Source organism: Enterobacter sp. SENG-6, assembly GCF_001605945.1.
Lineage (GTDB): Bacteria > Pseudomonadota > Gammaproteobacteria > Enterobacterales > Enterobacteriaceae > Enterobacter > Enterobacter cloacae.
Genome location: NZ_LOMM01000076.1, coordinates 1 through 26,354 on the forward strand (window position 1 = coordinate 1; position 26,354 = coordinate 26,354).

Here is a 26,354-nt window from a genome sequence, read left to right on the forward strand (position 1 = left end):
CGAACTCAGAAGTGAAACGCCGTAGCGCCGATGGTAGTGTGGGGTCTCCCCATGTGAGAGTAGGGAACTGCCAGGCATCAAATTTAGTGTGCTGATATGGCTCAGTTGGTAGAGCGCACCCTTGGTAAGGGTGAGGTCCCCAGTTCGACTCTGGGTATCAGCACCACTTTATACTTAGGTTAAAGTTCGGCAAGAAGTAAAAGAATTTGTCTGGCGGCTTTAGCGCGGTGGTCCCACCTGACCCCATGCCGAACTCAGAAGTGAAACGCCGTAGCGCCGATGGTAGTGTGGGGTCTCCCCATGTGAGAGTAGGGAACTGCCAGACATCAAACAAGTGAAAAGGCCATCCGAAAGGATGGCCTTTTTGCATTTACACAGCGTAGGCCGGGTACGGCGAAGCCGCCACCCGGCATAACAAACGACTAGTGAATCACCTGTGACAGGAATGCTTGCGTGCGTTCTGACTTCGGATGCGCAAAGAACTCATCCGGTGGCGCCTGTTCAACAATCTCTCCGCGATCCATAAAGATCACCCGGTCAGCCACGGTCCTGGCGAACCCCATTTCATGAGTCACGCACAGCATAGTCATTCCGGATTGTGCCAGCCCAATCATGGTATCCAGAACTTCTTTCACCATTTCAGGATCCAGCGCTGAAGTTGGCTCATCAAACAGCATAATTTTGGGCTTCATGCACAGTGAACGGGCGATAGCCACACGCTGCTGCTGGCCACCCGATATCTGGCCTGGAAATTTATTGGCGTGCTCAGCAATACGTACACGTTCCAGATAGTGCATCGCTAACGCTTCAGCTTCCTTTTTTGGCATTTTGCGCACCCAAATCGGCGCAAGCGTACAGTTCTGCAGCACCGTCAGATGGGGGAACAGGTTAAAGTGCTGAAACACCATCCCGACTTCCTGACGCACGCGTTCGATGTTGCGAATGTCTTCATTCAGTTCGATACCATCAACAACAATACGCCCCTGCTGATGCTCCTCAAGGTGATTGATGCAGCGAATGGTTGTCGATTTCCCGGACCCGGAAGGGCCGCAAAGGACAATGCGTTCGCCCTGCTTGACCTTAAGATTGATATCTTTCAGGACGTGAAATTGCCCGTACCATTTATTTACGTTTTCAAGCGTAATCATCGCGTCGGCGGGTGTCATAGTTATTTGGCTCATAATTTCCTCAGTGCGGTGTACGCCCGGTGTTAAAGCGCTTTTCCAGATGCTGGCTATAGCGCGACATGCTAAAACAAAAGATCCAGTAGATCAGAGCAGCAAAGACATATCCTTCGGTGGACATGCCAAGCCAGACAGGGTCAACCGTTGCCTGTTGCACGCTGCTAAAGAGATCGAACAATCCGATAATGATCACGAGGCTGGTATCTTTGAAGAGGGCGATGATCGTGTTCACCAGCCCGGGGATAACCAGCTTGAGTGCCTGCGGAAGTATCACCAGCCCCTGTGTTTTCCAGTAACCGAGCGCCAGTGATTCCGCAGCCTCATACTGCCCTTTAGGCAATGCCTGCAGACCGCCACGCACCACTTCCGCAACGTAGGCTGACTGGAACAGAATGACTCCTACCAGGGCACGGATCAGTTTGTCTATCGTCGTGCCTTCTGCCATAAACAATGGCAGCATGACTGAAGACATAAAAAGGACGGTAATAAGCGGTACACCGCGCCAGAACTCAATGAAAATAACCGAGAGCACACGGACAACGGGCATTTTTGAGCGACGGCCAAGCGCCAGTAAAATGCCCCACGGCAGTGCGCCAGCGATCCCAACAGAAGCAATAATCAGCGTCAGCGTTAAGCCGCCCCACTGTCGGGTTTCCACGCGTTCCAGCCCCAGGAAACCACCGTACAACAGCACCCACACAATAACCGGATACACCACCGCCCAGCAGGCAATGTACCGTCCGCGTTGCGGCAGCCTTTTCCAGAACATCACGGCGATGGAGAGCAGCCCAATAACCAGCGCCAGATTGATTCGCCAGCGTTGTTCGTGCGGATACAATCCATACATGAACTGACCAAAACGCTCGTGGATAAACACCCAGCAAGCGCCAGTTTTTGTACAATCTGCCCGGGTTGAACCGACCCAGTTAGCCTGCAAGAAAGCCCAGTTAATGAGTGGCGGGATCAACTCCCACATCAGCCACAGACAAATTATTGTCAGCAGACTGTTACCCCAACTGGAGAACAGATTCTTACGCGCCCAGAGAATAAAACGCCCACCTGTCGGGTTGGCAGGACGCGAAGAGTGCGACAGTATCGCTTTTGTCATCATAGTTCCTTAGCGCTCGACCAGTGCGATACGGCGGTTATACAGGTTCATCAGCAACGAGATCGCCAGGCTGATAATCAGATAGACGGACATAGTGATGGCAATGGTTTCAATGGCCTGTCCTGTCTGGTTAAGCACGGTGCCGGCGAACAGTGACACCATATCCGGGTAGCCAATAGCGGCTGCCAGCGACGAGTTTTTGACAATATTGAGGTACTGGCTGGTCAGGGGCGGAATGATGACCCGTAACGCCTGTGGAATAATGACCTGTCGAAGCGTTACCGTATGAGGTAACCCCAGAGAGCGTGCTGCCTCGTGCTGTCCATGCGGGACTGCCTGGATCCCCGCCCGAATGATTTCGGCAATAAACGCAGACGTATAAATGGAAAGGGCCAGGGTCAGGGCCGCCAGTTCAGGAATTAATACCATCCCGCCCTGGAAGTTAAAGCCCCGCAGATGTGGGACATCCCAGTGTAACGCGGCACCAAAAAGCCAGTGTGTCAGGAGCGGCAGGCCGATAATCAAAAGCGCCGCAATTGGCCATGTTTTGCGAAGTTGCCCGGTTTTTATCTGATGTTTGCGGTTATAGCGAAATAGCCCGGCAGAGAGGGCGAGCGCGATGATAATCGCGGTGATAAAAGCATATATCCCTTCTGCGAGTTCAGGAGAAGGAATATAGAGCCCACGGTTGCTCAGGAAAAACAGATCGAAGGCATCGACAGCCTGACGTGGGCCCGGAAGGTTACGCAGTACGGCGAAATACCAGAAAAAAATCTGCAGCAGCGGCGGGATATTACGGAACGTCTCAATGTAAATGGTGGACAGCTTTCGCAGCAGCCAGTTATCTGACAGGCGAGCGAGGCCAATAAAAAAGCCCAGTATGGAGGCGAAAACAATACACAGCGCGGAGACCAGCAGTGTATTGAGTAAACCGACGAGGAACACGCGGCCGTAGGTATCGCCTTCCTGATAATCAATAAGATGCTGAACAATGCCAAAACCCGCACTGCGATCCAGAAAAGCAAAGCCGGAGGTAATACCGCGATTATTCAGGTTGGTAACCGTGTTATGAATTAAATAAATGGCGATAAGAACAACCGCAAGAATGGCAATAATCTGGAATAGCCAGGCGCGGACCGCGGGATGAGAAAAGGATAACGATCCTTTTACGGGGGAGCGGCGATGGAACATAAAGAAACCTCGGTAACCATGACTCTGGAGTGGGCACTGCGTTCACAGTGCCCGTTACAGCAAAGACTTAACGTACTGGCGGTGCGTACTGAATACCGCCGTTATTCCAGAGATTGTTCTGGCCGCGTTTGATCTTCAGCGGGCTTTCCGATCCCACGTTGCGCTCAAAGATCTCAGCGTAGTTGCCCACCTGTTTAATGATGTGGTACGCCCACTTGTTATCCAGCTTCAGATCCTTGCCAAAATCGCCTTCTGTGCCCAGCAGGTGTGCCATATCCGGGGTAGACGGTTTGGCAGCTTTCTCATCGACGTTTTTCGAGCTGATACCCATCTCTTCTGCATTTAACATGGCGAACAGGGTCCAGCGAACGATAGAGAACCAGTCTTCGTCGCCACGGCGAACGACGGGACCAAGGGGCTCTTTAGAGATGACTTCAGGCAGGACGATCCACTCTGCCGGGTTACTCAGCTTAATACGCAGCGCGTAGAGCTGTGACTGGTCAGACGCCAGCGTATCGCAACGGCCAGATTCCAGCGCTTTGGCTGATTCATCAGAGCGATCGAATGTCACCGGGGTGTACTTCATATTATTCGCTTTGAAATAATCGGCGACGTTAAGCTCGGTATCGGTACCGGCCTGAATACATACGGTTGCACCGTCCAGCTCTTTGGCGCTTTTCAGACCCGCTTTATTGTGGGTCAGGAAACCGATGCCGTCATAATAGGTGACACCGGTGAATGACATCCCCATGCCTGCATCGCGGGAGGAGGTCCAGGTGGTATTACGGGAGAGCATGTCCACTTCGCCGGACTGCAGCGCGGTGAAACGTTCTTTGGCCGTCAGTGGGGTATATTTTACTTTGCTGTCATCACCGAAAACGGCAGCGGCGACGCCCCGGCAGACGTCAACATCGATACCGGTAAATTTGCCGTTAGCATCGGCATAAGAGAAGCCAGGCAAACCGTCGCTGATACCGCACTGAACAAAACCTTTCTTTTTCACGGCATCCAGCGTTGTGCCCGCATGGGCCTGACCCGCAACAGCAAACAACATACCCGCAGCGGCCAGGCTGGCTATCATCGTCTTTTTCATAATGCATCCTGTGTGGCTAAATTTATCGTTATTTAGGTGTTTTAAACACTTTTACCCATCTGTGGCGTTGGCCGACGTTTATATAGCAAACGTAATGCCAGGTTTCGCGCTCGATGAAATAAGCGATAAGTGAACGCTTAATGCTGAGTGTAGACAGGCTTAAATAAAAGGAGCGCCCCTAAACGGTGCGAAATTACAACCTGTGCCACAAATCGGAGCAAAACTTTTAAGGAGGGTCAGAAAAAAAGAAGAGATAGTTTCCAGAGTGAATATTGGCCGGGTATTCAATAATATGAATGGGTGAAAATCATTAAAACTGAATACAAAATTTAAAAGGGGAAGTGAAAAAGAGGTGACAGGCTTCTGGCTAAAATTAATGGCGTGAATAAATACGGGATTTTTACTGATTTGATATTACTGCACTCATTCAAAGCAAAAGCGCGGCCAGAGCCGCGCTTTCTGAACAGATGTTATCGGGTCAGGGCAACAATACCCAGCGTCAACCCCGCCACCGCGGCAGCACCACCAGCGATAGCACCTGCTGTTTCCCAGTTATCCTGAGTGGTACCTTTCATACAGGTATTGGTATGAACCAGTCGGCCCTGATCGTCGTATACCGGTACACATGGAGAGTCGTGCGCGCATCCAGCCAGCAGCGCAGCGAGTAGTGCAACGGAAATGAATCTTTTCATGATGTTACCTCAGTATTATTTCGCGTCCGCTATAAAGCCAGGAGGGCTATTAACGAACTGGAGGTTATTTTACCACCGGGATAAGCCCACGTTACACGAGGAATAATCTCAAATTATGTTGTTTGTAAACATCGTGGAGAAAAGTGTTTCGTCAGAACGAATTAATGGAGAAATTATGGAGTAACAACGTGGCGTTCTTACTTAATGCAAACTGACTCTTTTTAACACTGCGATCTTAATACACTGTTTATCTTAAAATAAAAAAGGCACCAGAGGTGCCTTTCAGGTATTCATTACTCTTTATGGCGCGTAAAGCGTCGCCGGACGACCACAAAGAAAACGGGCACGAAGAAGATAGCCAGAAGCGTTGCGGAAAGCATGCCCCCCATGACCCCTGTCCCGACCGCGTTTTGCGCACCGCTCCCGGCGCCATGGCTGATCACCAGCGGCATGACGCCAAGAATAAAGGCGAGCGAGGTCATCAGGATCGGTCGAAGGCGCATTCTTGATGCTTCCAGCGTGGCTTCAATGATGCCTTTACCCTCTTTTTCCATCAGATCTTTGGCAAACTCAACGATCAGAATGGCGTTTTTAGCCGACAAACCAATCGTTGTCAGCAACCCCACCTGGAAATAGACGTCATTGTTCAAGCCACGTAACGCTGCTGCAACCAGCGCCCCTATGACTCCCAGCGGAACCACCAGCATCACTGAGAAGGGAATGGACCAACTTTCGTAAAGAGCAGCCAGACACAGGAACACCACAATCAGTGAAATAGCGTACAACGCAGGCGCCTGATTTCCGGAAAGTCGCTCCTGATAAGACATTCCTGTCCAGTCATACCCGATGCCGGAAGGCAGTTTTGCAGCAAGACTTTCCATCAGCGCCATGGCCTCACCGGTACTTTTACCGGGGGCGGACTCACCGATGATCTCCATGGATGGCATCCCGTTATAGCGCTCCAGGCGAGGTGAACCGTACACCCAGTGCGAGGTGCTAAAGGCGGAGAAAGGTACCATCTCACCATTTGCGCTGCGTACATACAGGTTGCTGATGTCACCAGGCAGCATACGGAAGTGCGCATCAGCCTGGACATAGACCTTTTTCACGCGTCCATGATCGATAAAGTCATTTACATAAGTTCCACCCAGGGCCGTTGAGATGGTCTGGTTGACATCAGAAAGACTGATGCCCAGCGCCTGAGCCTTCTCCTGGTCGACATCCAGTTTAAACTGCGGGGTATCTTCCAGACCATTTGGCCGCACGCGCACCAGCATGTCAGGGTGCGCTTTCACCATTCCGAGCAGCTCATTCCGCGCCTGCGTCAGCGAGGTATGCCCCAGGTTTGCCTGATCAATCAGTTCGAAGTCGAAGCCCGTTGCGGTTCCCAGTTCGATAATCGCAGGCAGGTTAAACGGAAATACGAGCCCATCTTTTATCTGACTGAAGGCTTTTGTCGCGCGGCCAACAATCGCCTCAACGCTATTTTCCGCCCCCGGTCGTGCTTCCCAGGGCTTCAGGCTAATGAAGGCAATACCGGCGTTCTGGCCCTGGCCGCTAAAACTAAAGCCATTAACGGTAAAGACAGATTCAACATTGGCCTTCTCGTTTTTCAGATAATAGTTCTGGACCTGATCGAGGACCTGCTGTGTACGCGTCTGGGTCGCACCGGCCGGAAGTTGCACCATCGTCATAAATACCCCCTGGTCCTCTTCGGGCAGGAAGGAGGTGGGCAAGCGCAGGAATAGCACCGCCATACCACCCACAATGATGATGTACACCACCAGGTAGCGTCCGGTCTTGCGTAAAATGCCGCTCACGCTGTTGCTGTAGTGCTCCACGCTGCGGTCAAAAAGCGCATTAAACCAGCCAAAGAAACCGCCTTTCTTTTCATGGTGATCGCCGGATACCGGTTTAAGCAGGGTTGCGCACAACGCGGGGGTCAGGATCAGGGCGACCAACACGGAGAGCGCCATTGCCGAAACGATGGTCAGTGAAAACTGGCGATAGATGGCCCCGGTCGAGCCACCGAAAAATGCCATCGGGATAAAGACCGCCGACAGCACCATGGCTATACCCACCAGTGCGCCCTGAATCTGTTCCATCGACTTCTGCGTCGCCTCTTTCGGCGGCAGTTTGTCTTCTACCATCACGCGTTCGACGTTCTCAACGACCACGATGGCATCATCAACCAGCAAGCCTATTGCCAGCACCATCCCGAACATCGTCAGGGTATTGATGGAGAATCCGAACGCCGCCAGCACCGCGAAGGTACCCAGCAAAACAACCGGCACCGCGATAGTGGGGATAAGCGTCGCGCGCAGGTTTTGCAGGAACAGATACATCACCAGGAAGACGAGAATGATCGCTTCAAACAGGGTTTTTACCACTTCGTGAATAGAGATCTTCACAAACGGCGTGGTGTCGTACGGATAAACCACCTTCAGACCCTGTGGGAAGAATTGCTGCAGTTGCGCCAGCTTGCTCTTGATGGCCGCCGCCGTATCCAGCGCATTTGCACCGGTCGCCAGCTTAATCCCCAGGCCGGTTGCGGCCTGCCCGTTGATTTTGGTCACCATATTGTAGTTTTCACCGCCCAGTTCAATGCGTGCGACATCCTTCAGGTGCACCATCGAGCCGTCCTGGTTCACCTTCAGCGTCACGCGGCCAAACTCTTCCGGTGATTTCAGGCGGGTTTGCGCAATGATCGAGGCGTTCAATTGCTGGCCCGGCACGGACGGCGTTCCGCCTAGCTGGCCTGCCGCTATCTGGTCATTCTGGGTTTTCAGTTGATTAATAATGTCCAGCGGCGTCAGCTGGTATTTATTCATCGCGTTACTGTCGAGCCAGATGCGCATTGCATACTGGGCACCAAACAGCTGAACATCACCCACCCCTGTGGTTCGACTAATGGCATCTTTCACATTCGAGGCGACGTAGTCGGAAATGTCATCCTGCGAGAGGCTTTTATTGTCTGAAACAAAGCCAGCCACCAGCAGGAAGCTGCTGCTGGACTTCTCAACGCCGATCCCTTGTTGCTGCACTTCCTGCGGCAGCAGCGGCATGGCGAGCTGAAGTTTATTCTGAACCTGAACCTGGGCGATATCCGGGTCTGTACCAGACTCAAAGGTCAGGGTAATGGTGACATTACCTGCAGAATCGCTGGTGGATGACATATACATCAGGTTATCGATGCCGTTCATGTTCTGTTCGATAACCTGCGTCACGGTATCCTGCACCGTCTGCGCATCTGCGCCAGGGTAGGTTGCAGTTATGGCAACCGCGGGTGGGGCGATAGTCGGATACTGCGCGACGGGCAGTTTGAGGATCGCCAGCCCACCTGCAATCATCAAAATGATGGCGAGTACCCAGGCGAAAACCGGCCTCTGGATAAAGAAATTAGCCATGACGTCGTTCCTTAACCGGCTGGAGTCGTAGAGGTATCGGGTGTGGCGACGACGGTAGCCCCAGGTTTGGCTTTTTGTAACCCACTGACAATCACGCGGTCACCGTTTTTCAGCCCCTCTGTGACCAGCCAGCGATCGCCAATGGCCTGAGAGGCAACGACGGTGCGTGACTCAACCTGGTTTTTGTCGTTAACAATCAGGACGGTTGCATCCCCACGCGGCGTGCGGGTGACGCCTTGCTGTGGGATCAGAATCGCATTCGGCTGCGTACCCTCATTAATGCGGGCGCGTACAAACATTCCCGGTAACAGCAGGTGTTGCGGATTCGGGAAAATCGCCCGCAGAGTGATGGAGCCAGTGCTTTCATCAACCGTCACATCAGAAAACTGCAGCGTGCCTTTTAGCGGATAGGGCTGACCATTCTCCATCAACAGCTCGACGGTGCTGGTGGTCTCCCCTTTTTGCAGGCTTGTCTGCTTCAGACGCATAAAATCATTGCTGGACTGGGTGACATCGACATACATCGGATCCAGTTGCTGTACCGTTGCGAGGGCGTTTGCCTGGCCGTTGGTGACGAGAGCTCCCTCGGTCACGCTGGATTTACCAATGCGACCATCGACGGGAGAGGTGACTTTGGTATAGGCAAGGTTGATGCGTGCGCTTTCAACTCCTGCTTTTGCAGCAACGACACTGGCATCCGCCTGCTGAGCCGTCGCAACGGCCTGGTCGTACTCCTGCTTACTGACATACTGTGTGCCCACCAGCGGGAGATAACGTTTCACCGTCAGGTGCGCAATATTGGCTGCCGCCTGGGCTTTCGCCAGCTCTCCTTTTGCGCTGTCATACGCCGCCTGATAGCTGGCGGGATCGATCTGATAAAGTGACTGGCCAGCTTTGACATCGCTGCCTTCGGTGAAATTGCGACGCAGGATAATGCCGCTAACCTGAGGACGCACTTCCGCAACGCGAAACGCATCTGTTCTGCCCGGCAGCTCTGTTGTCACAGTGAGGGGGGCACTTTTGACAATGTGTACACTCACCTGAGGCGGCTGCGGTTGATGTTGCTGATTTTCCTGCCCATCGCATCCGGCAAGCAGTGCGGCGCAGACAATAAAACCGGTTAAGGGCAAGCGTCTGAAATGATTCGTCATTACTGTTCCTTTAAATACCCATTAACCGATATTTCCGTGGATCGGTGACAGGGCAGGGGACAAAAACAAAAAATGTAGCTGCGTATAATAATGAGGGTATTTAATGTTTTTTAATTTATAAGTGCGGATAAATGCGGCAGGAAAGAAAATCAGAAGAAGGCTTTGCGTTTACAGCAATATACTTTAACAAAAGTAATCAGGAGAGTGATGTTTCATAGAGGGCATTCATCTGTTTTGTGAATTTAATTATTGGTATGTATTTACCTCAGTTATAAATAAAGCGAATTGACTTTTTTTGTGCAGAATTCACCTTGTCTTTCATGAATACTTCCGATTACAAAACCCTACTAAACAGCTTAATTCTTGTGAGTAACGAGTAGTCGTCCATGGCGCGTAAAAAGAAAGCAGAGGCTCAACAAACCCGTCAACAGCTGATTGAAGCGGCTATCGGGCAGTTTGCGACACGTGGCGTAACCAACACAACGCTGACGGATATCGCCGATGCGGCAAAGGTGACGCGTGGGGCCGTCTATTGGCATTTCACCAGTAAAACAGAGATATTTAATGCTATCTGGGAACAGCAATTGCCGCTTCGCGATCTCATTCGCGACAGACTTTCTCTTTCCGAAAAAGATGATCCCTTGTTAATGCTTCGTGAGCAATTTATCACTGCGTTGCAATATATTGCGCATGAGCCTCGCCAGTGGGCGCTGTTACAGATTTTGTATCATAAGTGTGAATTTACCAGTGATATGGTTTCCGAGTATGAAATCAGGAAACGTATTGGTTTCAACAATGATTTTCTACGTGCGACACTGGAGCGCTGTATTTCACGAAACATCATTTCTTCGCAGGTCAATGTGGATTTAACGCTGATAGTGTTCCACGGATTTTTTAGCGGAATAATTAAAAACTGGTTAATGAATAACGACAGCTTCAACCTCTATCAACAGGCACCTGCTCTGGTCGATAACATTCTGGCGACACTCCCGGTGGTGCGAGTGTCGCCACGTGAAGAAGCTTACGACTCGGTGTCGGGCAAGATCTCTCCCTGCTCGCAAAGCGTTTCAATGGTCTGCGCACTGACAGGCTTTCCTAACAAATAGCCCTGAAGGGTATTACAGCCCAGTTCCGTCAAAAAGGCTTGCTGTGCTTCGGTTTCCACCCCTTCAGCCACTACTTTCAGATTCAGCGTTTTCGCCAGGGCGACAATCGCGGAGACAATGGTCGCATCTTCGCTTTCTCCACTGAGCTCTTTTACAAACGCCCTGTCGATTTTCAATTCACAGGCGGGTAAGCGTTTAAGATACAGCAGGCTCGAGTAGCAGGTACCAAAGTCATCAATAGAGGCTTTCACACCCGCATTCGTCAGCTCTGTCAGCACCCGCACGCTCTCATCCGGGTTACTCATCGCAGTGGTTTCCGTCACTTCAAGGATCAGCATTTCCGGCGGCACCTGGTGACGTGTCAGACAATCAAGCACCGTACTCACCAGCGAAGGTTGTTCAAACTGAAGTGTCGACAGGTTCACCGCCATTGACCAGTTTTGATGCCCTTTAAGGTGCCATTCCCGCAACTGGCGGCAGGCTTCGTTGATAACCCAGTTGCCAATGGGAATGATCTGTCCCGTTTTTTCCGCCAGCGGCAGGAACAGGTCTGGCGTCAGCAATCCCAGCTTCGGGTGTTGCCAGCGCAGGAGTGCCTCAAACCCGAGTACGGGGCCTGCCGGCGCGTGGAATTTGGGCTGATAATGCAGCTGTAGCTCATTACGATCGATGGCCAGCCACAGATCGTTCATCAGCTGCAAATGGGTTTGCGCCAGCGTGTTCATGGAGGGCTGGAAAAAGTGATAACCGTTACGGCCCATATGCTTGGTGTGGTACATCGCCGCATCGGCGTTAAACATCAGCTCGCGATCGGTTTTGCCATCGTGAGGATAAAGCGCAATGCCAATACTGAGGGTCACCACCAGTTCATACGGATCCACATTGAATGGACTATCGATAGTGCGCACCAGGGCATTGGCAAGGGAGGCTGCATCGTCCGGCCCCCCAACTTCTGCCAGCAGAACAAATTCATCACCGCCAATACGTGCAAGGGTGAACTGGCCTTTCAGGGGGAGCAGCAGGCGTTGCGTAACGGCAACCAGCAGTTTATCGCCGACATCATGCCCGTAGGCGTCATTGACGGTTTTAAAGCCGTCGAGATCCATAAACATCAATGCGAAATGCGTGCCTTCACGATCTGCTTTGTTGATGGCCTGATCGAGCCGATCTTCCAGCAGGATACGATTGGGCAGGCGCGTCAGCGTATCCTGTAGCGCCAGCTGGGCCAGCTCCCGGTTTGCTTCCGCCAGAGACGAGGCGAGGAGAGAGGTGCGTGCCTGCAGGCGCGCATCCAGCATCGACACCAGCAGGGTGATACCAAGGATGGCGAGTGCGACAACGCTCACCAGCACGGCCAGCCAGCTGCCGTTAATCCCCTCATGGTGAGCCATGGTCGACACTGGAAACTGTGCGGCTTTCATCCCCGCATAATGCATTCCGGCAATCGCAATCCCCATCGTGATTGCGGCACCCATGCGCATCAGCGCGACCTGAGCGGCCTCATGACGCAGGCGGAACGTCAGCCACAGTGCGGCGAGCGACGCAGCAAGCGCAATAGCGACTGATATCGCCACCCATGTTTTATCCCAGATAAGACCGGGCGTAACCTCCAGGGCCGCCATGCCGGTGTAATGCATGGCCACAATACCGGTTCCCATGACTAGTGCACCGGGCAGCAGACGGCGCAAACGCAGCTGCTCGCAGCTGACAAGCCACAGCGCAAACAAGGATGAACCCACGGCGATAACCATCGATAACCCCGTCAGGGTGGCGTTGTAGCTCATGCTCATGGAGAGATCCATCGCCAGCATGCCGATAAAATGCATCGCCCATACGCCAATACCCATTGCAACACCGCCACCGGCCAGCCAGATGCGCGCTGCCACGCCCTGACTTCCCGCCACACGCGCGGCCATATTCAGCGCGGTATAGGCAGCAAGGATAGCGACAACAAAGGAGAGGACGACAAGGATATGGTTGTATTGGCTAACCAGCATGATCGGTTCAACTCGAGTGTGAGGTTACGCAAGGGCGGTGGTGAAGGGCGAGACATTATCATCGTAAGGTAATGACTCAAAGGGATTTAAATCCCCGTTTTTATTAAGTGATTTCGGGGTTTTTGACGACGTTGGCGGCTCAGTCCAACTCTGAACAATTGACGAGTTTAAGCGGGTTCACGGAATCCATATTGCGACACTTATCGGTTTCGGTGCTCATCAGTTCAATCCACTGCATCAGCAGCGCATCAAAGAGAAAAACTGAGACAGCAAAGACAACCAGCCACCAGTATTTACGAATCATTATGACATTCCGGAAGAAGAGAGCCAGTAAGGTGGTGGAAATATACACGAAAAGCGGCGGTTGAAAAGTGGGGAAAGCGAAGGTTTACAAAGCGTTGACGGTGGCAAATGTGGAGCAATAAAAAAGGCGCATCCCCATGCCAGGTAGCGCCTTTTTAAACAAGCATTTCGCTAACCGAAATTAGTTCATGCCGTATTTTTTCAGTTTCTTACGCAGAGTACCACGGTTGATACCCATCATCAGCGCAGCGCGGGTTTGGTTACCGCGGGTGTATTGCATCACCATGTCCAACAGTGGCTGTTCAACTTCAGCCAGTACCAGCTCATACAGGTCATTAACATCCTGACCATTCAGTTGAGCAAAATAGTTCTTCAGTGCCTGTTTAACCGAGTCACGCAGGGGTTTTTGAGTTACCTGATCCTGAGAGTTAACGGTAGAAACGGTCAGTACGTCAGAATTTACGCGTTGTTCGAACATAGTTCTGTCAGCTCTTTATTTCATTACGCAAGATTTTCGAAGTATGCCTCCAACGCCTCCAGCTGTTCGCTGGCATCCTCTATGGCGTTGAATGTGCGCCGAAACTGGTCATTTGGAGCGTGCTCCTGGAGATACCAGGAGACGTGTTTACGCGCAATTCGGTACCCTTTTGCCTGGCCGTAGTGGTCATGCAGTTCCCGAACATGCGAACAAAGCAAGCGCTTAACCTCTGCCAGTGGCAGCGGGGCAAGCAGCTCCCCAGTGTCCAGATAATGCTGGATTTCCCGAAAGATCCAGGGTCTTCCCTGAGCTGCACGTCCTATCATCAGAGCATCAGCTCCCGTATAGTCGAGCACAGCTCTGGCTTTAAGCGGGTCAGTAATGTCGCCATTCGCGATAATCGGAATGGAAACTTTCTGCTTAACTGCCCGAATGCTGTCGTATTCAGCTTCACCGTTGAACAAACAGGCGCGAGTGCGTCCATGAATGGTCAGGGCCTGAATGCCACAGTCTTCGGCCAGTTGGGCAATCTCTACACAGTTACGGTGTTCCGGCGACCAACCCGTGCGAATCTTCAACGTAACAGGAACGTCCACTGCGCTGACAACCGCCGTCAGGATTGACTTCACCTGGTCGGGGTATTGCAGAAGGGCTGAACCTGCAAGCTTGCGATTCACTTTTTTGGCCGGGCAACCCATGTTGATATCAATAATCTGGGCGCCACTTTCCACGTTAATCCGCGCGGCATCTGCCATCTCTTCAGGCACACTTCCGGCGATTTGCACGGTGCGAATACCTGGTTCATCAATGTGCACCATCCGAAGGCGGGATTTATCGCTTTCCCAGACCTGCGGGTTAGACGACATCATCTCGGAAACGGTTAAACCGGCTCCCATCTCATAACACAGCGTCCTGAACGGCCGGTCGGTAATACCTGCCATTGGGGCTGCGATCAGGCGATTTCTGAGCTGGTGGTGTCCGATGCGCATGAGTTAAGAAATGACCATACTGTGACTGCAAGGCGGCGTATATTACGCATTTTTTGCACGAGATGAAAGGCCAAACTTTGAACAATCCACTGTTGTAGATCAAGGAATCGCCACCCAGTCACAATGATGAAAATTATTTTTTATTTAAATCATTATGTTATGTATTAACGGCGATTTTATGACCGCTTACAATTTCCCGTAACTTCTCATCATTTCTCAAAAAATGAATCCGTTGAGCGGGATATTCTGCTGTTTTTAGCAGCAGATTCTCCCGCTTCTATGCGATCTGCGTCGCATTTTAGAACATCATCTCAGTACGAAAAATGTTCTTATTTTTTACGGCCCGTAATGCGGCACCACTCTTCTTTTTCCACCACCGGATCGAGGGTGAAGAGATCGGCGTAGGCTTCGCAAACGCTGTCAGCCTGGCTTGCCAGGATCCCGGAAAGCCCCAGCAGACCGCCCTCAACGGGCAGCACGCTGATTAACGGTGCAAGCTCGCGTAATGGGCCTGCCAGGATGTTAGCGACCACCACATCGGCTTTCATGGCCTCTGGCTGCGCGTCCGGCAGATACAGCTCAAGGCGATCGGAAACGCCGTTACGCTCGGCGTTATCACGACTGGCCTGAATAGCCTGCGGATCGATATCGATCCCGATGGCTTTTGCGGCACCCAGCTTCAGTGCGGCAATGGCGAGGATCCCGGATCCACAGCCGAAGTCGATCACGGTTTTCCCTTCCAGATCCAGACCATCCAGCCACTGCAGACACAGTGAGGTGGTCGGATGGGTGCCGGTACCGAATGCCAGACCCGGGTCGAGCATCACGTTGACCGCGTTTTCATCGGGAACTTCGCGCCAGCTTGGGCAGATCCACAGACGCTTGCCAAACTGCATGGGGTGGAAGTTATCCATCCACTCGCGTTCCCAGTCTTTGTCTTCCAGTTGTTCGATTTTGTGCGCAAAACCCACGCCCAGCAGAGGATGATGTTCCAGAATCGCGACCACTTCTTTCATGTCGGTTTCGGCATCAAACAGGCCAATCACGTCGGTATCGCCCCACAGGCGCGTTTCGCCCGGCAGCGGCTCAAAGACCGGCGTGTCATGCGTGTCCTGGAAGGTGATAGAGACCGAGCCGGCCTCCATCAGCGCATCGCTCAGCTCTTCGGCGTGAGCACCGGTTGTGTTCAGTTTTAGTTGGATCCACGGCATGGCAAAACTCTTTATTTATCAGTAGACATCATAGCGGGTTGTGGGACGGGTTGACCGAAACGGTTCCCCACCACAAACGCCAGTAAACTTAACAGTAACGAAGGCACAATTGGATGGAAGCCCAGGTACTGGATCTTAAAGGTAGCGAGCACGGTGTACACGACACCGCCAACAATCATGCCGCTTAGCGCGCCCGCAGCATTCGCGCGTTCCCAGTACAGGCCAAGCACCAGCGGCCACAGGAAAACAGCTTCAAGGCCGCCAAACGCAAGCAGGTTCAGCCAGATGATCATCTCCGGTGGACGCCAGGCGGCCAGCAGCAGCAGTGCCCCTAATAACAGCGTAATCACCGCAGACATCCGCTTTAAGCGTCGTTCGTTTTTCAACTGCTCGGGACGCAAATTCAGATAGAGATCTTTGATAATCGTAGCGGAACTTTGCAGCAACTGAGCGTTGATCGTCGACATAATGGCGGCCATCGGTGCGGCAAGGAAAATCCCGGCAGCAAAGGGTGGCAGGACTTTAACCATCAGGGTAGGGATCACCAGGTCGGGCACGGTAAGATCTGGGATCACCGCACGACCTAATGCACCCGCCAGATGCATTCCCAGCATCAGTATCGCCACCACAATGGTCCCGATAATAATGCCGCGATGGACCGCTTTACTGTCCTTATAGGAGATACACCGTACAGCGGTATGCGGCAGTCCAATGACGCCGAAGCAGACCAGCACCCAGAAGGAGGTCATAAAGGTGGGTGAAAGAATGTCATCTGCGCCCTCTGGAGTGACCAGTTTCGGGTCAATCGCTTCAAGGGTTTCAACAGCATGGCTCAGGCCGCCTGCCGCATGGACAATCCCCACCAGCAGCACAATGGTTCCAATGAGCATCACCATGCCCTGCAGGGTGTCGTTCAGTACGCTGGCGCGGAATCCACCAAACGCCGTATAAAGCGCGATACTGATCCCAAAGATAAGCAGGCCAGTCTCGTAAGGGATCCCTGCTGCGGTTTCAAGCAGACGTGCACCGCCAATAAACTGCACCGTCATCGCACCCACAAAGGCGACCAGCAGGCTTAGGCTTGCCAGCCATACCAGTAAACGGCTGCGGTAGCGGGCAAACAGCATGTCGTTCAGCGTCACGGCATTATAGCGACGCGCCAGAATAGCGAACTTCTTGCCGAGTATACCCAGCGAAAGCCAGATAGCCGGGAGCTGGATCATCGCCAGCAGCACCCAGCCTAACCCATATTTATAGGCAGCCCCGGGACCGCCAATAAATGAGCTGGCGCTGATATAGGTGGCGGTGAGCGTCATCGCTAACACAATGCCGCCCATTGAACGGCTGCCGAGGAAATATTCGTTCAGGAAGGTGCCGGTTGCCCTTTTGCGCATGGCATACACGGACACGCCAAACACGACCAACAAATACGCGATAAGCGGCAGAATGACTTCAAGCTGCATCGTCGTCCTCCAGCGGGATATCGCGATAAATGAATTTCACCATTGCCCAGCACAGCAGGATAAAAATCAGCGGTACCAGCAGACAGGCCATTTCAAACCAGTGAGGCAGGCCGGTGATGCCAATTGCAGAATCAGGTAAGTAAGCGGTTACCAACCATGCGGCAAGATAGAGAAGGGTCAGCCACAGCGCCCAGCGCGCTTCTTTATGGGCCTGAACAAAACGTTTGTCCATTTTTTGTCCCTTGTGGATGAAGAAAGCGGGGATTGTACATGATGGGCCTTGACGATCCCCAGAAATAAAAAAGGCCGGTTAAACCGGCCTTTTAGCATAGATGCTTTCTTACTTCTCGTTGAGACCGAGTTTTTTCTCCAGATAGTGGATGTTCGTCCCACCATTCTGGAAGTGCTCGTCGCTCATGATGCGCATCTGCAGATCAACGTTGGTTTTGATACCGTCGATGATTAGCTCCTGCAGGGCGTTCTTCATGCGGGCAATCGCCACGTCACGGTTTTCGCCGTAGCAGATAAGCTTACCGATCATTGAGTCATAGTACGGCGGTACGGTGTAACCGGCGTAGATATGAGACTCCCAACGCACGCCAAAGCCACCCGGCGCGTGGAAACGCGTGATTTTACCCGGGCTTGGCAGGAAGGTATTCGGGTCTTCGGCGTTGATACGGCACTCGACCGCATGGCCTTTGACCACTACTTCTTCCTGTTTGATGGACAGAGGCTGGCCGGCAGCGATACGCAGCTGCTCTTTGATCAGGTCAACGCCGGTGATCATTTCGGTAACCGGGTGTTCAACCTGAATACGGGTGTTCATCTCAATGAAGTAGAACTCACCGTTTTCGAACAGGAATTCGAAGGTACCCGCCCCGCGATAGCCGATGTCGACACACGCTTTGGCACAACGCTCGCCGATGTAGCGACGCAGTTCCGGGGTGATGCCCGGTGCTGGTGCTTCTTCGACCACTTTCTGGTGACGACGCTGCATGGAGCAGTCACGTTCTGCCAGATAGATAGCGTTACCCTGACCGTCAGCCAGCACCTGAATTTCGATGTGGCGTGGGTTTTCAAGGTATTTTTCCATATACACCATGTCATTGCTGAAAGCTGCTTTCGCTTCCGCTTTGGTCATGGAGATGGATTGTGCCAGTTCAGCGTCGCTGCGCACTACGCGCATACCGCGACCGCCGCCGCCGCCGGACGCCTTGATGATCACCGGGTAGCCAATGCGTTTAGCATGTGCACGGTTTGCATCCATGTCGTCAGTCAGCGGGCCGTCAGAACCTGGAACGGTTGGAACACCGGCTTTTTTCATCGCGGTGATTGCAGACACTTTGTCACCCATCAGGCGGATGGTGTCAGCTTTCGGGCCGATGAAGATAAAGCCAGAGCGTTCAACCTGCTCAGCAAAGTTGGCGTTCTCGGAGAGGAAGCCATAACCCGGGTGAATTGCCACCGCGCCAGTGATTTCAGCGGCGCTGATGATTGCCGGGATGTTCAGATAGCTTTTTACGGACGGAGCCGGGCCGATACAGACCGTCTCATCCGCCAGCAATACGTGTTTTAAATCGCGGTCCGCGCTTGAGTGCACAGCGACAGTCTTGATGCCCAGTTCTTTACAGGCACGAAGAATACGCAGTGCGATCTCGCCGCGGTTGGCGATAACAATTTTATCCAGCATGTTCGCCTCGTTACTCGATGACGACCAGCGGCTCGTCAAATTCTACCGGCTGACCACTTTCGACCAGAATCGCCTTCACAGTACCTGATTTGTCTGCTTCGATCTGGTTCATCATTTTCATGGCTTCAACGATACACAGGGTATCGCCTACGTTGACTTTCTGACCCACTTCGATGAACGCCTTCGCGTCCGGGCTCGGGGTGCGGTAGAAAGTACCAACCATTGGGGAACGTACGATGTGACCACTGATTTCTGCTGCAGCGGCAGGTGCGGCTTCAGTTGCGGCTGGTGCAACGGCTGCAGAGAGCGCAGGCTGCTGCACTGGCGCAGCATAAGCTTGCTGCATTACCGGGAAGCTAGCGGCTGGGGCTGCACGGCTGATGCGTACAGACTCTTCGCCTTCAGAAATTTCCAGTTCGGAGATGCCTGATTCTTCAACCAGCTCGATCAGTTTTTTAATCTTACGAATATCCATGAGTGGGTTCCGTACTCTTGTTTAGTGTGATTGTGACAGGCGTTTTACCGCTGTCTGTAAAGCGTATGAATAACCGTCTGCGCCCAGTCCGCAGATAACGCCAGCGGCGATATCCGACAGATACGAATGGTGGCGGAACGGCTCTCGGGCGTGCACGTTGCTGAGGTGGATCTCGATAAACGGGATACTCACCGCCAGCAGTGCGTCGCGGATAGCAACACTGGTGTGCGTAAACGCGGCCGGATTGATCAGGATATAGTCCACAGTGTCTTTAGCCTGATGAATACGGTCGATGAGTGCGTACTCCGCGTTTGACTGAAAATGATCCAAATCCACATTCAGTGACGCTGCTTCCGTGCCCAAACGGTTAACAATTTCACTCAATGTCAGCGTGCCGTACTTCTCTGGCTCACGGGTGCCGAGCATGTTCAGGTTCGGTCCGTTTAAAACTAAGATTCGGAATTTTTCTGCCATTGTGTCGCTATCTCCTGCGAATCTCGGGTAAAAACCAAAATATACCTTTGAAACGCGAAAGTCACCTGATGACTTTCCTAAAATGCATTCAGGAAAACCAAAGTCGCACATTATAACGATTTCGTAGCATTTGGCAGCTAAATACTGGTCTTATCAGGGAAGATTATCAACCGCTATCCGAAAAAGAATGGCGGTTGATAAGTAATCTGCGGGAAAACGCACAGTTTCGCGAACTATCGCAACCACTGGCGGAACTTCTTGTAACGCCATGCTAAAAGCGCCAAAGCCAGCAGCGCGTAGAGGATGGGCTGAGGCGAGAGGATCTTCACGGACCACAGATAATGGATGGGTGCGAGGATCGCGACAAGATAGACGAAGTTGTGCAGCAACTGCCAGCGCTTACCCAGTTTTCGCTGCGCATATTGCGTGGATGTCAGCGCTAATGCCAGTAACACCAGCCAACTGACAATGCCCAGCGTCAGATAAGGACGCGTGACCAGTTCGCGGCCCAGCAGTGCCAGGTTGTTAATCCCCAGTTCCAGCAGCGCGTAACTGGTCAGGTGCAACGTGGCCCAGGCAAAACACCATAGCCCTAATAGCCGACGTGTGCGTATCAATAATGGCTGTTTAGCGTAGCGCGCCAGCGGCGAAACCAGCAAGGTCGCCAGTAAAAATTTCAGAGCCATCCGACCAGTAAAGTGCTGGATATCTTTAGCCGGATCGGCACTAAAGAGCCCCTGGCTGGCGGCCCAGAACAACCAGATAAAAGGGAGCAACCCGGCTAAATGCAGCAGCACTTTCAGCCAGGTTACCTGTTTTGCCGTTAAACGCACTCAGAAGTTCTCCCGTAAATTGAGGCCACGGTAGAGCGACGCCACTTCATCCGCATAGCCGTTAAAGAGCAGCGTGGGCTGACGCTTCACATCCAGCGCCCCGCCGGAACCGATAAACCGTTCCGTCGCCTGCGACCAGCGTGGGTGATCGACATGCGGGTTCACGTTGGCGAAGAAACCGTATTCGTCCGGCGCGGCGAGATTCCATGTTGTGGGCGGACGCTCGCGGGTGAGCTTAATACTGACGATCGATTTAATGCCCTTGAAGCCATATTTCCACGGTACTGTCAGCCGGATGGGGGCGCCGTTCTGCGGCGGGAGCGCTTTACCGTAAACGCCGACGGTCAGAAGGGTAAGAGGATGCATGGCTTCGTCAAGGCGTAATCCTTCTACATAAGGATATGCAAGCCCACCGCCGATGAACCGGTCCTTCTGGCCTGGCATCTCGTCCGGGGCGTAACGCGTCTGGAATGCGACATATTTCGCATTGCTGGTGGGTTCAACCATTGCCAGCAGCTTATGCAGCGGAAAACCTACCCACGGTACCACCATCGACCAGGCTTCCACGCAGCGCATACGATAGATGCGTTCCTCTAACGGGAAACGGGTGGTGAGATCGTGGTGATCCAGCGTTAAGGGTTTTGCCACTTCGCCGTCAATTTTCAACGTCCACGGATCGGTTTTCATGCTGCCTGCATTGGCCGCAGGATCGGCTTTATCAAGCCCAAATTCGTAGAAGTTGTTATAACCGGTGACCTTATCTTCTGGCGTGAGCGTCAGTTTGTTTTGCCACTCGGCAGGTTTCGTAAAGGTGAGCGGGGCACCGGAAGGGGCTTTTGGCCGATCGTTGCCTTTAAACCAGTCGAGCAAATCAGCGTGAGCCGCAGGTGTGAGCGTCAACGCGGTGGCACTGATGCCAAGCATTTTCAGGATCTGGCGGCGCTGTAACATAAAGACAGATTCGGACGTTACGTCGGCTTCCGTCAGTTTACGGGTTTTCATGGCATCCTCCGTCATGCGTTTTTCTAAGCATGACGGAGGAGAAGGATTAGCGCGAATATGTCACGAAAATTTGAAGATTAGGCAATTTTCACCAGCGCGCGGCCATGGAACTGATTATCCATGATCTTACCGGCATATTCCGGCGCCTGGCTGAGGGCGATTTCGGTTGCACTCTGCGTGAAGAAGGACTCAGGCAGGTCGCGTACCAGACGCTCCCAGGCTTCTGCACGACGGGCCGCCGGAGTCATGACGGAATCCACACCCTGCAGGCGCACGTTACGCAGGATAAAGGGCATAACGGTGGTTGGCAGGGCAAAACCGCCCGCCAGACCGCAGGCCGCCACGCAGCCACCGTAGTTCATCTGCGCCAGCACTTTTGCCAGCACGTTATTTCCGACGGTATCCACCGCTCCGGCCCAGAGCTGTTTTTCCAGCGGACGGGTTTCGGCAAATTCGTCGCGGCCAAGAATGCGGCTGGCACCAAGCTGACGCAGGTAGTCATGGGTGCTTTCACGGCCTGAGACCGCGGCGACCTGATACCCCAGTTTGTGCAGTAAAGCCACCGCCGTGCTGCCAACGCCACCGCTGGCCCCGGTCACGACTATCTCGCCTGACTCAGGGCGGATACCGGCATCTTCAAGGGCCATGACGCACAGCATGGCGGTAAAGCCTGCGGTACCGATAATCATCGCTTTGCGGCCATCCAGCCCAGCAGGCATGGGCACCAGCCACTCGCCTTTCACCCGCGCCTGCGTTGCCAGCCCGCCCCAGTGATTTTCGCCGACGCCCCAACCGGTGAGCAGCACCTGCTGGCCGGCATGAAACCGCGGATCTTCGCTGGAATGAACGTGGCCTGCAAAATCAATCCCCGGCACCATCGGGAAATTTCGGATGATTTTACCTTTGCCGGTGATGGCCAGGGCATCCTTGTAATTCAGACTGGACCAGTCGATGTCGACGGTGACGTCGCCTTCGGGCAGACGGCTCTCATCAAGGGCTTGCACCGAGGCAACGGTATTGCCGTCCTGCTGTTCTAAGATCAAAGCCTGCATACAGGATCCTCACTATTCTGATGATTGGAAAATGCGTTCTGAAGACTATACTCGCTCAATGAAACGCTATGCCGATTTAACGCAATAAATTGCCAGATACACCAGGTTTGGTAGTATGGCGCATTTGAAATGCAAGTTAGCGCTTACTCGCTACCCATCAACCCACGGAGTAATCTCAAGGATGCGATTAACGACGAAGTTCTCAGCTTTTATCACGTTGCTGACGGGGTTAACCATTTTTGTCACGCTCCTTGGCTGCTCCCTGAGCTTTTATAACGCCATTCAGGACAAGCTGGTCAACCGGGTTGAGTCTGTTGCGTCAGTTATTGATACGCGTCTGATTACCACTCCGCTACCGGAACTCTCCCGCGAGCTGGATGAATTGATGGTACCGGTTGATATTGTGCAGGTCGACATCACGCAGGGAAAGCATCCGGTGTTAAGCCATCAGCGTCAGGGCAGCTATCGGCCTGCGGGCGTCGTGAGCCAGTATCGGGAAGTGAATGTCCATTCCCTTAAAAATCCGGGGATGACGATACGCCTGGTCTACCTCGATCCCATGGCCAGCTATTTCCGCTCGATGATGACCACCGCGCCACTCACCGTTGCCGTCGCCTTTATTGTCCTGCTGATTTTTCTTGCGGTTCGCTGGCTACGCCGTCAGCTCTCCGGTCAGGAGCTGCTGGAAAACCGCTCCGTGCGAATACTTAACGGGGAACGCGGCCCGCAGGTGCGGGGGTCGGTCTATGAGTGGCCGTCCAGCACCAGCAGCGCGCTGGACACGCTGCTTTCAGAAATTCAGTTCGCCAGCGATCAGCGCAGCCGCATGGATACGCTGATCCGTTCCTATGCCGCGCAGGATAACAAAACCGGTCTGAATAACCGCCTGTTCTTTGATAATCAACTGGCCACGCTGCTGGACGACCCGGAAAAAGTGGGAACGCACGGGGTCGTCATGATGGTTCGTCTGCCGGATTTCGATCTCCTGCGCGATACCTGGGGGCGCCGCGTGGCGGAAGAGAACCTCTTTACGCTCATCAACTTGCTGTCGACTTTTATTATGCGCTATCCCGGCGCGCTGCTGGCGCGCTATCACCGCAGCGACTTTGCGGTGTTGTTACCCCATCGCACACTTAAGGAGTCGGAGAGCATCGCCAGCCAGTTGCTGAAGGCGGTGGATGCGCTGCCGCAGAGCAAAATGCTCGACCGGGATGATATGGTGCATATGGGGATCTGCGCCTGGCGCGGCGGGCAGTCAACTGAACAGGTGATGGAGCATGCGGAAGCGGCAACCCGAAACGCGGTGCTGCAAGGGGCGAACGGTTGGGCGGTATATGACGATTCCCTGCCTGAGAAAGGGCGTGGCAATGTGCGCTGGCGTACCCTGATTGAACAAATGTTGAGCCGCGGTGGCCCCCGCCTTTATCAAAAACCAGCGGTGATGAAAAACGGCCATGTTCACCACCGTGAATTAATGTGTCGCATTTTCGACGGCACGGAAGAGGTTATTTCGGCAGAATATCTGCCGATGGTCCTGCAATTTGGACTCTCCGAAGAGTATGACCGTCAGCAAATTAGCCGACTGATTCCGTTTTTATCTTTTTGGCCTGAAGAAAGTCTGGCATTACAGGTGACCGTCGAGTCGTTAATTCGCCCGCGTTTTCAACGCTGGCTGCGCGATACATTAATGCAATGCGAAAAATCGCAACGCAAACACATTATTTTTGAACTTGCAGAGGCGGATGTTGGTCAACACATCAGCCGGTTACGTCCGGTGGTACGTTTGATCAATGCGCTGGGTGCGCGTGTGGCGGTGACACAGGCGGGCCTGACGCTGGTCAGTACCAGCTGGATCAAGGAGCTGGATGTGGAATTATTAAAGCTACATCCGGGGCTGGTCAGGAATATTGAAAAGCGCACGGAAAACCAGCTGCTGGTGCAGAGTCTGGTGGAAGCGTGTAAGGGAACGCGAACACAAGTATTTGCCACGGGCGTGCGCTCCAGAGGCGAATGGCAGATGTTGACAGAGCGTGGTGTGATGGGTGGTCAGGGGGATTTTTTTGCCGCCTCTCAGCCGCTTGACACCAATGTGAAAAAATATTTGCAAAGATACTCTGTTTGACCTGCCGTTTACGCTGTTTTCACGTAGAATATCGCGCCTGTAGCTTTGAGTATGACGAGCAAAAAGCCAGTGAACGACCTTTAGCGGGTTACAAATGAAAGTGAGGAACGCTACTGTGTACTCAGCCCTGAGGGAGTCAGGGGATGAATTTGTAACAGAAGGAAACGTACTGCACAAATTTTCACCGCAGCAGGTGATTTTTGCGCCTTGTCGCTGCTGCGTGTGGTTGGTAAAGTAAGCGGATTTTGTTTTCCGCCCCAGCTTTCAGGATTATCCCTTAGTATGTTGAAAAAATTTCGTGGCATGTTTTCCAATGACCTGTCCATTGACCTGGGTACCGCGAATACCCTTATTTATGTAAAAGGACAAGGCATCGTATTGAATGAGCCTTCTGTTGTGGCCATTCGTCAGGATCGTGCCGGCTCGCCGAAAAGCGTAGCCGCAGTGGGTCATGACGCGAAGCAGATGCTGGGTCGTACCCCAGGTAACATCGCCGCGATCCGCCCAATGAAAGACGGCGTTATCGCTGACTTCTTCGTGACTGAAAAAATGCTTCAGCACTTCATCAAGCAGGTTCACAGCAACAGCTTCATGCGTCCAAGCCCACGTGTGCTGGTTTGTGTGCCGGTCGGTGCGACCCAGGTAGAACGTCGCGCAATTCGCGAATCTGCTCAGGGTGCAGGCGCGCGTGAAGTGTTCCTGATTGAAGAGCCAATGGCTGCGGCTATCGGTGCAGGCCTGCCTGTTTCTGAAGCTACCGGTTCGATGGTGGTTGATATCGGTGGTGGTACCACTGAAGTGGCCGTTATCTCCCTGAACGGCGTGGTTTACTCCTCTTCTGTGCGTATCGGTGGTGACCGTTTCGACGAAGCGATCATTAACTACGTGCGCCGTAACTATGGCTCCCTGATCGGTGAAGCGACCGCTGAGCGCATCAAGCACGAGATCGGTTCTGCTTATCCGGGTGATGAAGTTCGCGAAATCGAAGTGCGCGGCCGTAACCTGGCGGAAGGTGTGCCACGCGGCTTTACCCTGAACTCCAACGAAATTCTGGAAGCGCTGCAAGAGCCGCTGACCGGTATCGTGAGCGCGGTGATGGTTGCGCTGGAACAGTGCCCACCTGAACTGGCGTCCGATATCTCTGAGCGCGGTATGGTTCTGACCGGTGGTGGTGCGCTGTTGCGTAACCTCGACCGCCTGTTAATGGAAGAGACAGGTATTCCTGTCGTAGTTGCAGAAGATCCACTGACTTGCGTCGCCCGTGGTGGTGGCAAGGCGCTGGAAATGATCGACATGCACGGCGGCGACTTGTTCAGCGAAGAGTAGTCATGGT

The 26,354-nt window shown here is 53.1% G+C and carries 23 protein-coding genes, 1 tRNA gene and 2 rRNA genes; 6 read left to right on the forward strand and 20 right to left on the reverse strand.

The window, feature by feature from the left end:
* The 3 genes from rrf (AX755_RS26140) to rrf (AX755_RS21630) form a co-directional block, all read left to right on the forward strand.
* A 5S ribosomal RNA gene (gene rrf, locus AX755_RS26140) occupies positions 1-76 on the forward strand; the annotation flags it as partial.
* 14 nt (positions 77-90) lie between these two features.
* A tRNA-Thr gene (locus AX755_RS21625) sits at positions 91-166 on the forward strand.
* Positions 167-209: 43 nt separating this feature from the next.
* Positions 210-325, forward strand: a 5S ribosomal RNA gene (gene rrf / locus AX755_RS21630).
* Between the two features lie 97 nt (positions 326-422).
* Here rrf (AX755_RS21630) and AX755_RS21635 read toward each other — a convergent pair.
* The 7 genes from AX755_RS21635 to AX755_RS21665 form a co-directional block, all read right to left on the reverse strand.
* The gene (locus AX755_RS21635; RefSeq protein ID WP_013099005.1) at positions 423-1,181 is read right to left on the reverse strand and encodes an amino acid ABC transporter ATP-binding protein; all 759 of its coding nucleotides are present in this window, start codon (positions 1,179-1,181) and stop codon (positions 423-425) included.
* 7 nt (positions 1,182-1,188) lie between these two features.
* Positions 1,189-2,292: an amino acid ABC transporter permease gene (locus tag AX755_RS21640; protein WP_062857442.1), complete on the reverse strand. Its 1,104-nt coding sequence runs from the start codon at positions 2,290-2,292 to the stop codon at positions 1,189-1,191.
* A gap of 9 nt (positions 2,293-2,301) precedes the next feature.
* The gene (locus AX755_RS21645; protein WP_038420721.1) at positions 2,302-3,483 is read right to left on the reverse strand and encodes an amino acid ABC transporter permease; all 1,182 of its coding nucleotides are present in this window, start codon (positions 3,481-3,483) and stop codon (positions 2,302-2,304) included.
* A 67-nt stretch (positions 3,484-3,550) separates the two neighbouring features.
* The gene (locus AX755_RS21650) at positions 3,551-4,576 is read right to left on the reverse strand and encodes an amino acid ABC transporter substrate-binding protein (RefSeq protein WP_013099002.1); all 1,026 of its coding nucleotides are present in this window, start codon (positions 4,574-4,576) and stop codon (positions 3,551-3,553) included.
* A gap of 470 nt (positions 4,577-5,046) precedes the next feature.
* Positions 5,047-5,268: a lipoprotein gene (locus AX755_RS21655; protein WP_013099001.1), complete on the reverse strand. Its 222-nt coding sequence runs from the start codon at positions 5,266-5,268 to the stop codon at positions 5,047-5,049.
* Positions 5,269-5,561: 293 nt separating this feature from the next.
* Positions 5,562-8,675, reverse strand: a complete 3,114-nt coding sequence (locus AX755_RS21660; RefSeq protein WP_058680238.1) for an efflux RND transporter permease subunit — start codon at positions 8,673-8,675, stop codon at positions 5,562-5,564.
* Between the two features lie 11 nt (positions 8,676-8,686).
* Positions 8,687-9,826, reverse strand: a complete 1,140-nt coding sequence (locus AX755_RS21665) for an efflux RND transporter periplasmic adaptor subunit (RefSeq protein ID WP_013098999.1) — start codon at positions 9,824-9,826, stop codon at positions 8,687-8,689.
* Positions 9,827-10,212: 386 nt separating this feature from the next.
* Between AX755_RS21665 and envR the strand changes: the two genes are divergently transcribed.
* A complete protein-coding gene (gene envR, locus AX755_RS21670; RefSeq protein ID WP_054442329.1) occupies positions 10,213-10,932 on the forward strand; it encodes an acrEF/envCD operon transcriptional regulator in 720 nt (239 codons plus the stop codon).
* Here envR and AX755_RS21675 read toward each other — a convergent pair.
* The 13 genes from AX755_RS21675 to acuI form a co-directional block, all read right to left on the reverse strand.
* Positions 10,848-12,929: a putative bifunctional diguanylate cyclase/phosphodiesterase gene (locus tag AX755_RS21675; protein WP_062857443.1), complete on the reverse strand. Its 2,082-nt coding sequence runs from the start codon at positions 12,927-12,929 to the stop codon at positions 10,848-10,850. The genes envR and AX755_RS21675 overlap by 85 nt on opposite strands.
* Before the next feature lie 139 nt (positions 12,930-13,068).
* Positions 13,069-13,233 carry a DUF2556 family protein gene (locus tag AX755_RS21680; protein ID WP_013098997.1) on the reverse strand — a complete coding sequence of 55 codons (165 nt, stop codon included), beginning with the start codon at positions 13,231-13,233 and terminating at the stop codon, positions 13,069-13,071.
* A gap of 180 nt (positions 13,234-13,413) precedes the next feature.
* Complete coding sequence (fis, locus tag AX755_RS21685) at positions 13,414-13,710, reverse strand: DNA-binding transcriptional regulator Fis (RefSeq protein ID WP_000462905.1); 297 nt, start codon at positions 13,708-13,710, stop codon at positions 13,414-13,416.
* Positions 13,711-13,733: 23 nt separating this feature from the next.
* Complete coding sequence (dusB, locus tag AX755_RS21690) at positions 13,734-14,699, reverse strand: tRNA dihydrouridine synthase DusB (protein ID WP_013098996.1); 966 nt, start codon at positions 14,697-14,699, stop codon at positions 13,734-13,736.
* Between the two features lie 329 nt (positions 14,700-15,028).
* Entirely contained in the window at positions 15,029-15,910 is an 882-nt protein-coding gene (gene prmA, locus AX755_RS21695) for a 50S ribosomal protein L11 methyltransferase (protein ID WP_062857444.1), read from the reverse strand.
* A gap of 11 nt (positions 15,911-15,921) precedes the next feature.
* Entirely contained in the window at positions 15,922-17,373 is a 1,452-nt protein-coding gene (gene panF, locus AX755_RS21700) for a sodium/pantothenate symporter (protein WP_062857445.1), read from the reverse strand.
* Positions 17,363-17,605, reverse strand: coding sequence for a YhdT family protein (locus AX755_RS21705; RefSeq protein ID WP_013098993.1), 243 nt, complete (start codon positions 17,603-17,605; stop codon positions 17,363-17,365). Before AX755_RS21705 ends, panF begins: the two co-directional genes overlap by 11 nt.
* A gap of 108 nt (positions 17,606-17,713) precedes the next feature.
* Entirely contained in the window at positions 17,714-19,063 is a 1,350-nt protein-coding gene (gene accC / locus AX755_RS21710) for an acetyl-CoA carboxylase biotin carboxylase subunit (RefSeq protein WP_003860388.1), read from the reverse strand.
* A 10-nt stretch (positions 19,064-19,073) separates the two neighbouring features.
* On the reverse strand, positions 19,074-19,538 hold the full coding sequence (gene accB, locus AX755_RS21715; protein ID WP_013098992.1) for an acetyl-CoA carboxylase biotin carboxyl carrier protein: 465 nt from the start codon (positions 19,536-19,538) through the stop codon (positions 19,074-19,076).
* 21 nt (positions 19,539-19,559) lie between these two features.
* Positions 19,560-20,012: a type II 3-dehydroquinate dehydratase gene (aroQ, locus tag AX755_RS21720; protein WP_013098991.1), complete on the reverse strand. Its 453-nt coding sequence runs from the start codon at positions 20,010-20,012 to the stop codon at positions 19,560-19,562.
* Between the two features lie 233 nt (positions 20,013-20,245).
* Positions 20,246-20,845: a protein-methionine-sulfoxide reductase heme-binding subunit MsrQ gene (gene msrQ, locus AX755_RS21725; RefSeq protein ID WP_013098990.1), complete on the reverse strand. Its 600-nt coding sequence runs from the start codon at positions 20,843-20,845 to the stop codon at positions 20,246-20,248.
* The gene (msrP, locus tag AX755_RS21730) at positions 20,846-21,847 is read right to left on the reverse strand and encodes a protein-methionine-sulfoxide reductase catalytic subunit MsrP (protein ID WP_040021899.1); all 1,002 of its coding nucleotides are present in this window, start codon (positions 21,845-21,847) and stop codon (positions 20,846-20,848) included.
* 77 nt (positions 21,848-21,924) lie between these two features.
* Positions 21,925-22,899, reverse strand: a complete 975-nt coding sequence (gene acuI / locus AX755_RS21735) for an acrylyl-CoA reductase (NADPH) (protein WP_062857446.1) — start codon at positions 22,897-22,899, stop codon at positions 21,925-21,927.
* Between the two features lie 181 nt (positions 22,900-23,080).
* On the opposite strand from acuI, the gene csrD reads away from it, so the two are divergent.
* Positions 23,081-25,021, forward strand: coding sequence for an RNase E specificity factor CsrD (gene csrD, locus AX755_RS21740; protein WP_013098987.1), 1,941 nt, complete (start codon positions 23,081-23,083; stop codon positions 25,019-25,021).
* 282 nt (positions 25,022-25,303) lie between these two features.
* Entirely contained in the window at positions 25,304-26,347 is a 1,044-nt protein-coding gene (gene mreB, locus AX755_RS21745; protein ID WP_000913396.1) for a rod shape-determining protein MreB, read from the forward strand.
* The last annotated feature ends 7 nt before the right edge of the window (positions 26,348-26,354 follow it).